This window comes from Streptococcus jiangnanensis (assembly GCF_040888325.1).
Lineage (GTDB): Bacteria > Bacillota > Bacilli > Lactobacillales > Streptococcaceae > Streptococcus > Streptococcus jiangnanensis.
Genome location: NZ_JBFNFF010000001.1, coordinates 347,637 through 358,082, shown reverse-complemented (window position 1 = coordinate 358,082; position 10,446 = coordinate 347,637). Strand labels below are relative to the sequence as shown.

At 41.6% G+C, this 10,446-nt stretch carries 3 protein-coding genes; 2 read left to right on the top strand and 1 reads right to left on the bottom strand.

What is annotated here, in order from left to right; genetic code table 11:
- Nucleotides 1–170: 170 nt before the first annotated feature.
- A complete protein-coding gene (locus AB2B49_RS01570; RefSeq protein WP_320691864.1) occupies nucleotides 171–482 on the top strand; it encodes a hypothetical protein in 312 nt (103 codons plus the stop codon).
- Between the two features lie 117 nt (nucleotides 483–599).
- Nucleotides 600–1,511 carry a hypothetical protein gene (locus AB2B49_RS01565; RefSeq protein WP_320691863.1) on the top strand — a complete coding sequence of 304 codons (912 nt, stop codon included), beginning with the start codon at nucleotides 600–602 and terminating at the stop codon, nucleotides 1,509–1,511.
- A gap of 335 nt (nucleotides 1,512–1,846) precedes the next feature.
- On the opposite strand, the gene AB2B49_RS01560 is transcribed toward AB2B49_RS01565, so the two are convergent.
- Nucleotides 1,847–10,330, bottom strand: coding sequence for an SIALI-17 repeat-containing surface protein (locus tag AB2B49_RS01560; protein ID WP_320691862.1), 8,484 nt, complete (start codon nucleotides 10,328–10,330; stop codon nucleotides 1,847–1,849).
- Nucleotides 10,331–10,446 lie beyond the last annotated feature (116 nt).

The window sequence follows — 10,446 nt, the reverse complement described above, 5'->3', positions numbered from 1 at the left end:
TCACACGCTACTTATAATAGTTGCGAAAAAATACGGGACTCCTGAGAAGCCTTCTTATCTCCTCTTAAAGCAGAAATCCATTGCAAAAATCTAATAGCTGTTTAAGTAAAAAAATCAAATATAAATTATTTTTTATTCTATGTACATATTTAAAATAAGGAGAAAATATCTTGAAAAATAAGAAGAATAAACAAGATGATTTTAAGTTCTTCACTTGGTCACTTATATTATTTATTGTTTTTATATTCATTTTCCCGATTATAGTTAAGGCGGTTAGGTACTTCGTTTATTACGGTGCTACAATTCCTCCAGAGTCTTTGAAGTTAGCATTGAATGTTGTGGTTGAAAACTTTTCGTTTTATTCAACTGCACTGACTATTTCTTTCACAGTATTTGTGTTTGTCAGTAATGAAAAGAATAGATACCGTGATGATAGAAAAGAACGTGAAAAAGATAGAAAAGAACGTAAAAAAGAACGTTAAAAAGATAGAAAAGAAAAGGAAAAAGATAGAAAAGAACTTAAAAAAGAACGTGAAAAAGATAGAAAAGAAAAGGAAAAAGAATTAGAGCAATATAAAGATCATTATAGACCTAGTTTTGTGGTTGATGCTACTAAAGGTATAATCTTGATAATGCGAGAAGATACTTTATATATAGAGAATGTAAAGTATTATGATTCTAGTGATAATACGAAAAATTGTATTAGTAAAGTATCTTTAAAGTCGGGAGATATTGTTTCTAAAAAAATACCACGTTCATTTTATATTACAGCTACAACAATAATTGGTGAGGAAATTCTTTTTGGGTATCTCAATGGAGGCATAAAGATTTATAAATATTTAAAATCGAAGGGGAATGCATTACATCCTGGTATTGGAAATTATAGTGATAAATCGTCTTCTAAAGATTGGGGAGACTACAACAATATTAGTGTGCCGACTGATTCAACGTTTTCTGAAATTTTCTTTTATAACACATACGACATTAGAGAAAATGTTTTTCTGAATACAAATAAAGTTAAAGATATTGTAGAATCAAGGAATTTCAATAAACTTTTACATTCCTTATTCATGTTCTTTTCATATGAAATTGAAGCAAATACAGTGGAACTTTCCAGTGTGTATGCAGTATTGCAAGATGTGTTAGATATTTTAAAATACAACACAGATTGTTTTGATGAAATTAAAAAATTTGATTTTAATATAGAATATATATTGAATAAAGAATCCTATATAGTCTATAATTTACCTAGATCAATTGGTTATTTTGATTCATTGGATGATATTGATACTTTTTTCATGATGGATTTTATTGATTGTATGCGGAGAAATCTAAGTGTATTAAGAGATGAAAAAAATATTGACGATTCTACTGAAAAATTTGTTCTAAGGGATATTATAGCGATATTGTTAGAGGTTTTTGATAACACAAATATACCTAGTTTAGGTAATATACTTTTAATTAATTTAAAGGCAGAAATCTTTAATAATATTCACTTTAAAAACTACTGATAAAGTATTTTTGAGTAGTTGTCAGAATTTTTTGTAATAAAATAGACAGGAAGAAAAATCATGATTCAGAATACGGGGATAAAATTTGTAAGTTATCTTGAGTCTTAAAAAGTTAAATAATGTATATGTGAACATTTATTGAATTTAAAAAATTATTTTCTGTAAAAAGACTATTAAAATAAAATACTCTGGGTGATTTTTTCATAGCACTATTGCATTTATGTGCTTAACAAAAGCCTGAGAAGATGTCTTCTCAGGCTTTTTTTGTACTATAAACCTCATTGGGAAAGGTAGGAAACGGATTTCGTAATCTTGTTAAGAGGTTTTACTAAATACTAGTCTTTCTTTGTTTTTGCTACAAAGAGAGCAGATAGGGCTAGGCTAACACCTGCTAGGAAGAGGGCTGTGTCAGATTGACTCTCACCTGTTGCTGGCAAGCTTTGTTCAGCTGTTTCTCGCTTCGTCACTTCTTGTTTTAGTTCCGGTGCCTTACCTTCATCTGAAGCAAGTGAGCTAAGTTTAAACTCAGGTTTCTCTACTGTCGGAGCAGCTTGGTCTCCTACTGTCGCTACTGGGCCTGTGTACTCTGGAAGCTCATGTACCAAGGCTTCAACTGCATTGACACCGCCCTTGAACTCAGGTTTCTCTACTGTCGGAGCAGCTTGGTCTCCTCCTGTCGCTACTGGGCCTGTGTTCTCTGGAAGCTCATCTACCAAGGCTTCAACTGCATTGACTCCGCCCTTGAACTCAGGTTTCTCTACGGTCGGAGCAGCTTGGTCTCCTCCTGTCGCTACTGGGCCTGTGTTCTCTGGAAGCTCATCTACCAAGGCTTCAACTGCATTGACTCCGCCCTTGAACTCAGGTTTCTCTACTGTCGGAGCAGCGTGGTCTCCTACTGTCGCTACTGGGCCTGTGTACTCTGGAAGTTCATGTACTAGGGCTTCAACTGCATTGACACCGCCCTTGAACTCAGGTTTCTCTACTGTCGGAGCAGCTTGGTCTCCTACTGTCGCTACTGGGCCTGTGTACTCTGGAAGTTCATGTACTAGGGCTTCAACTGCATTGACACCACCTGTGAATTCAGGAACCTCAAGAACGGGTGCTGGTTCTTCTCCCTTGCTTGATTGGAGCGGTTCTTCTGTTAATTCTTGATGGAAGCTTGCCAATTCATAAAATTCTGCCTTGCCACCTTCCCAGACTAATTTGACATCTAGAAGAGAGCCACCATTTCGGATAGCGAAGGTTTGGAGACTAGATGTAATGGCACCGAGGTCTGTCCAGCTGTCTTGACCATCCTTGAGTGTTCTAGCAAGAATACGTGCCTTAGCTCCTTCAGGAAGACTGGAAACGAGACGAAGGTGGTTGGCATTGGTTGGCTCAGATAAGTGATACACCAATTCGCCCTTGTCTTTTTCAGACTTGTAGCTGGTCAAGACTTTGCCGTCTACAAGATTATTATAAAGGTTGCCCTGACTTTCTCCACTGCTTCCTTCTACTGTTGGATCATTGATTGGTTTGACAAACTCACCATCGTTGATGACCAATTCTGTAAAGCCTACAAAACGGGCATCATAATCCGCTGTATAGAGGACACGGAGATAGTTGGCTTTGACTGGTGTCGTCAATTCACCCTCGATATAGCGATTTCCTGGCATCTTAGAATCATGTGTCCAACCATCTGTCAATGAATCATCGTGTGTGCTATTGGCCACACCATCTCCTACTGTCACGACATCAGTCCAAGTTTTACCGTCTTGGCTGACTTGAATCTTACCATCACGAAGATAGTTTTGAGTTCCGTCTTGGATGTAAGCTCTAATCTTCTTGATGGTGCGTTCGCTACCAAGTTTCAAGGTCACATGACCATCTTTACGAGCATAGTCTGAAAACTCAACGAAGTTGTTGTACACACCATCAAATAATTGATCTAGGTTGTTCAGTTTACGAACATCATTGCTTCCGTATGTTGGATGAATGCCCATAGTTGTAGATTCTAGTTTGGTTGGTTGTACTTCTTTGGTTGTCACAAGGAGAGAAGTGGCTGTCACAGCTTGTTCCTGATCTGTTTTATTGACCAGACGAACATAACGAACCAAGTGGGTTGCGACAGTTCTGTCTGTCAATTGGCTAGCTGGCATCCATTCTTGAGCATTTGCAGAGTACTCAAGGCTAAGAGCTGGGTTGGCTTGGCCTTGGAGCTGGATGCTCTTGACCTGATGGATACGGTCAAGTTTCATACCTAGATAGCTATTTGCAGGAAGTTTAGTTCCAGCTGGAATTTGAAGTTCATAATGTCCCAAGCTATCCACTACCGGCGTTTCCTTCAAGGCATCAACGTTGGTGTCCGTTAACTCACTGTTTCCAGAGCGTGTCTCAACAGAGAAATCTTGGATACGCCACCAGAGGTCGAGTGCCTTGGTATTGCGGACTCGGATATAGCGAGCATTTATAGCTCTGGTCACTTCCTTGGTTTGTTCTCCTGATAGGCGATCCAACTCTTGCCATGCAGTTCCATCTGTAGAGTACTCAAGTACACCTGTGGCAAGCTTATCACCCGTTCCTTGGCGAAGTCGTACTTTAGTGACTGACTTGACTTCACCGAGGTCAAGTTGTGCCCAAGCATCTACTGGTGTCGTATTGCTACCGTCAGCGTTTGCCATCATGGCTTCTGTATTGTCCTTGCCATCAGTGATTTGACGAGCTGAGGTATTTAGTTTGTAAACTAAGTTTGAGCTTAGACTAACTGTCGTTGCTTGTTGGCTACGAGCTTTTTCAACTGGACGGTTGACTGCAATTTCCTGAACTGCAAACCAAGTGTTCTCGCGGTCTGCTGTCGCAATCATGCGAACTGCTTTGGCCTTGATGTTGAGATTCTCAAACTTAAGCAGGGATTCATTTCCGACATAGCTTGGCTCTTTCAAGGTTACCCAGTTGTCATTTTCATCTAGATACTGCACTTCTGCCTTACTAAAGGTATCACGTGGATTTGCCTGCGTTCCCATAGCAAAGGTCAAGGTTTGAATCGCTACTGGCTTGTTAAACTTCATACCAATATAATCACCTGTCTTGATGCTATTTGGTGATTTAATAATCGCATGAGTTGCCAAATCGCCATCCGTTACTTCTGCTAAACCACCTTCTACACCTGTTCGATTGGTGATAAAGGTACTGATGATTTGGTCTGGATGCAAGACTTTTTGAACTTCAGATGCTAGAACTTCTTTCAAGGATAGGATAAATGGACGAATATGTTGAACACCCAATTCAGCCTTTTCCATATGGTCTACATAATGGAAGGTGTGAGTTTGAGACTGTTCGTACAATTTCAAACCTTTATAGTAGCTATCCCAAAGTTTGGCTGCATCGTTTGTAGCCATGGCTTCAGTTCCTGTAAGGAAGGCATCAAGGGCATTCATTTGATCGATTGCATTATCCAACCAATAGTGGATTTGCGCAACCATCTTTTGGTCGCCCGATGCTTTGTAAAGTTCGGCTGCTTCTTTAATCTTGGCAAATTCAGCTCGCAAGGCTGCACGTTCTGCAGTCACATCCTGACCTGCTTTGAGCTTGGTCATGAAGTCTGTCAATTTTGGAGCCAAGTCTACAGATTCTTCTAGTTTAACGACACGACCATCCATGTTTTGGTTGATCATGTGCTTACCAAGTTCACGGAAGGCTGCTGATACCTTGCTATCTTCAAAATGACCATTTTCTACAAAGTTGAAGGCAATGTCATTGATTTTCTTAGCTTCTTCTTCTGATTTCCACTGTTTCCATGAGTATTGAGCTCCTGAAAAGAGGGCAATCTTAGATGGCTCAGACTGTTGCATTGGGTTCAACATGATACCAGATAGCAAGCTTGGATCCACATTTGGATGAAGGAATTTCTCACCACCACCTAGAATCAAGTGTTGTTTAGAGTTATCTGTTACAGGCCAGTTAATCCAAAGTGAAACTGGGCGATAGGTCTTGCCACCTGCGGATAGATTGTTCTTGAGAGTTGAAAGGAAGCTTTCAGAGACTTCACCCCAAATCTTACCACCCGTCAAGGTCATGGATGTTGAACTTGGGAGATTTTCATTGAGGGATTTCAACTCATCCTCACGTCCATTACCCCAATACTGTCCAGGAACAAAGATCATTTCTTTGCGAAGACCGCTGTAAGTTCCCTGCATTTCAGTCAACCACCTGGTCATATCTTGCATCAAGCGGTTGTAGCTATTGTAGCCTCCGACTGGACTTGGAGCATCATCTGCTAGGATACCAAATTCGCGGACACCCACTTTCATCAACTGGGTAAATTTGGCTTTGATGGTAGCCAGGTCTTCTTGGTAGTCCGCTTCATTGCCAAAGCGGATGCGGTTGTTCATGAATGGATGGATGGTCCAGACATAGCGTGTTTTACTTTGATTTCCGACACGAGCAAGTTCACGGATTTCAGCTAGTTTTTCTTCCGGATAGAGTTCACGCCATTTCTTGTTGTGGTATGGATCATCTTTTGGTGCAAAGAAGTATTGGTTCAATTTCAAATCGCCACCAAAACGCATGAGTTCTGCACGATCTGCATTCGACCATGGGTTTCCATAGTAACCTTCGATAAAACCACGGTTCTTGAGCTCTGCGTAATCTTCTACTGTCACATTGCGAAGGACTGGTACTTGGCTTTCCTTGAGCATATGTTTCAAGGTTGTCAAACCATAGAAGACCGCATCTGTGTCTTTTCCGACGATGGAAATCGAGTTATCCTTGATGCTCAAGACATAGGCGTCAATCTTGTCAAAGAGACCTGCTGAAACATTGGACAAGTTTTGCTCTGCTTGTGAGCCTTGTCCATGCACCCCAAGATAGATATTGGTTGCGCCAGCGATTGCTGCCTTACCAGTTGTATAAGATACTTGATTGTCCTGCAAGACACTCTTCAAGCGATTGCGAGTATAGATATCGAGTTGATCGCCCATGACCAGATTGACTTGCTTACGAAGGGCTGTGACTCCTTCTCCATAAGTCACTTTTTGTGGAGTTGGGAAGACCTTGTACTCTTTCTTGAGATAGTCTGCGCTCTTGCTAGCAGCTGCAATGCTGTCTTCGCTAGCTGGTTTACTTGCAGTGAATTGATCTGCCAATTCAACTGTTCCATCACCGGTTTGGTCTACTTTTGGTTTTTCTGGTGTAGTTGGTTTTTCTGGTTGACTTGGTGCAGGCGTTTCTTGCTCTTCTTTGACAGGTTTCAATAGATGAACTTCAGCTGCACTTGCAAAACCACCAACGCCTTCCAATACTTTCAACTCAATCTTGTTGGTATCTACCGCCGCAAAGTTGACTGTTTTTTCTTGGGCGTTGTTGTCCCAGCTTCCTTCTGAAACCTTGACCATTTGGCCATCTTTTTGTGCGTAGACTTCGTAGCGTGTCACGACACCATTTCCACCACCTGGACGTGGGAGATAGGTCAAGCCATTGACTTTTTCTGCTTCTTTCAAGGTCATAGTAAGGGTGTATGGCGCAGTGTCACCAGTCCACTTAGTATGCCAGAAGGTATTTGGATCATTATCAAAGGCCTTTTCAACAGCGCCTTCAGTCGCGTTTCCTGGAAGTTGCTGACTACTTGCGGTTGCCGTAATCTTATCATTTGAAATCAAACGAGGATTTACAAATGGTTTGTCTGACAACTCTGCGCTATGCAAGATTCCTTTGAAACCACCGATGCTTTCAAGCGGTAGCACCAAGCTATTGTGGGCAAATCGAGGGTGAGCTGGATTTGCGATACGCTCAATCTTTTCACCATCTACATAGACTTCTGTAGATTGTGGTTTGGTCACAATAGAGATTTGATAACGTTTGTTCTTTTCAAGTTTTTTCTTGAATTGGATATGGAACTGTTCAAATTGATAAGCAAGATAGCCGTCTTTATCAGCTAGATAGATACGGTTGTCCCCACTTGTTGAGAAGGTTTGTTCCCCGTCTCCAGTGACAGTTACATCAAACTTCAAGACGTGACTTGGACCAACATCACCAGCCAAGCCTTCGATACTGCTGTCTTTCTCAAAAGCCAATCCCTGTTCGCTTGCCTTCACTTTCTTACTTGCATAGTTCTTGACTGTTTCAGAATTGATGGTAAACAAGTCGCTTTGATCAATCTCTTTAGCAGGATTTGACTGTGGCGCATAAGGGCTCGTTGGTAGGGTGCGTTCTGCAAAGGTCGCAGCTGCACGGTCAGATCCCCAGGTGCGTTCTGCAGTGGTTTGCATGCTCTTGAAGAAGCGTTTAAAGATATCATAAGAGGTCAAACCGGTCTCATGAAGGTCGATATTATCATTCCAAACTGCGTGACCACCACCAAGGATACTTGGATGAGAAGCTGGTAGAAGTGGACCTCCACCTGTTCTAAAATCATTCGGTGTCCAGCTATTGTACTGACGTTCGTAGTTAGCATAGTCCCCGTAAGCTGCTTGACTATTGCTTCCACTTGGCACACTATAGGTAGGCACATCCGTGATGTTGATAATCTTAGCACCCTGAGCAATGGCTTCATTTGGTCGTTGCCAATGAATGCTCCAAATATCAACTTCTACTCCGTTCCAATCAACAGGAGTGTTCCCACGTTTCGCACTGAGTGAGCCCCAGATACGAGGGGTGTAACCTTTTCCTTTAATGTATTTGATAAGGTCATTGACATAGCGACGATAGCTTTCTCTGCTACCATAGTATTCATCCGTTCCGATATGAACCGTTGATACCCCATGAAGTGGTGCATCTGGACCATCGAGGAGTTTGTCATAGACGGATTTGACAAATTTAAGAGTTTCCTCATACTTAGTATCCAAGTCTAGCATGGCAACTCGTTCGACATTGTGCTTGCCTGCATAATCGCTCAGACTACCTTGATACATGAGGTCTGGACGAACTTTAACAAATGAAAGTGCATGACCTGGTGTGTCAATTTCTGGTACTAGGTTTATATGCAAGGCCTTGGCAAGTTTGATCAGATTTTGCATTTCTTCCTTGGTATAATGCTCATCTGATGTCAATTTTTGACCATTCTTACCGACAATGTCTGTCTCCACACGGAAACCCGTCTTAGCATGTTCAAGGACATACTTGAGTTGTTCTTCTGGACTTAAATTCTTACCTGCCAAGTGTTCCTTAAGGAAGATATAGTTATCATTAAGGTGCAACTGCAAGTCGTTCATCTTGTAGTAAGCCATGTTGAGCATGATGTCTACAAGGGTGTCATAAGGGATAAATTTACGACCTGTATCTAGCATAAAGCCACGGTGGCTGAAACTTGGGAAGTCACGAATTTCGCCATTTTGTAGGTCTGTTTCTCCCATTTGAAGAAGAGTACGAGTTGCGTAAAAGGCTCCTGTATTTGTGGCAGCTTCGATGGTAATCACATCATCTTGGATAGTGATACCGTAGCCTTCCTTACCATAACCTTTGTTTTCAACCTTTTTAAATTCGATTCGTTTTTGAGCCTGTTTGTCACCTGTTGCAAGTTCCAATCCACGGCTTGCAAGGTCTGACTGGTAGAAGGTTGCAGCCTGATCAAATCCTGAATCTCCTGTCGCAAGAACTGTATCTGAAGTGATAGAAGATTGACCTTCTTTCCCATACCATTGTTGAACAGCTGGTGCTACTTTTGGTTTGACACCTACACCCTCGTCCTGATGTAGACCCTTGATGACTACTTCAAACTCCTTAGTGAAAGTATGGCTGTCTTTGATTTGTTGCACCATGACCTTGACGCGTTGGTCTGTCAAAGGCTTATAGATGTGATTTTGAAGATCAATCACACCTTGCTTGTTGCTTCCGATGAGGCTGACTTTTCCTGGTAAAGTTGGTAAGACAAGAGACTGTCCATCTTCTGCTACTGTTAGTTCGGTTACTTGGCGGATATCCGTTACCTTACTATGGTCCGGAACGTTTGAATAAGCTCGAATTTCTTGGATTCCAACATTTCTCCAGTTCATTGTTCCCGCTTGGTAATCATTGACCTCAAGTTTGAGGTACTTAGCTTTGATACTTTCAGCTAGATCTACTTTCTCATCTAAAACAGGATCTCCAGTCTTGGTATGAGCGAGTTTCCATTGTTTTTCTCCATTAGCTCCCACATCTTCTTGGCCTGCGTAATAGAGACTCCAAGATTTGATATTAGGGTCATTTTGCCCATTACGAAGACGACGATCCCAGTCAATTTCTACATGTTTGATCAAGGTAGTCTTTGGCAGAGTTAGTTCAAAAGTTGGTTTTGGTACATCTTTGTCTGTAGCCCAACGAGTATTGTCATCTCCATCGATAGCTTTATCCGCAGTAAAGTTGGTACCAGTCTCATGGTTGCTCGCCTGAGCAGTAGCACCTTCAAGATGGTTGACATCTTCTCTATCTTCAATTTGCTTTTCAGCTGGTTTTGGTGCGGGCGTAGCAGTTTCAGCTGGTTTAGCAGCAGGGGTGTTTGTTTCTGATGGTTTAGCTTCTTCTTTAGGCGTTTCTGCTGGCTTTGGAACTACAGGACTTGTCTCAGGTTTTGTCTCTTCACTTGATGGAGGATTGGTTCCCTTATCAGTCGCTGGAGCCTCCTCATGACTTGCTTCTGTTGCAGCTTCTGCATCTGCCTTTTCAAGCGCAGCGGCTAAATCATCTGGTAACTTATCCAGGGCTTGAACATGAGTGATACTTCCCTCTGTCTCTGAAGGCGCTGCTGTTTCTGCCGCCTGAACCATATTGGCTCCAAAGATACTAGCACCAATCATAACGGAGGCTGCACCGATTGCAAATTTTCTTATACTATAGTGACAGCGTTTCTCAAAAAAATGTCTATCCATCTTTCTCCTATTCCTTTCATCCGCATACATGAGTAAGCGGTATCATTTCTCCTTTGAAAAAGGAGAGAACCAAGAGGTCCTCTCCGGCTGTTTGTTCCTTTTTGATTCGAGTTGCT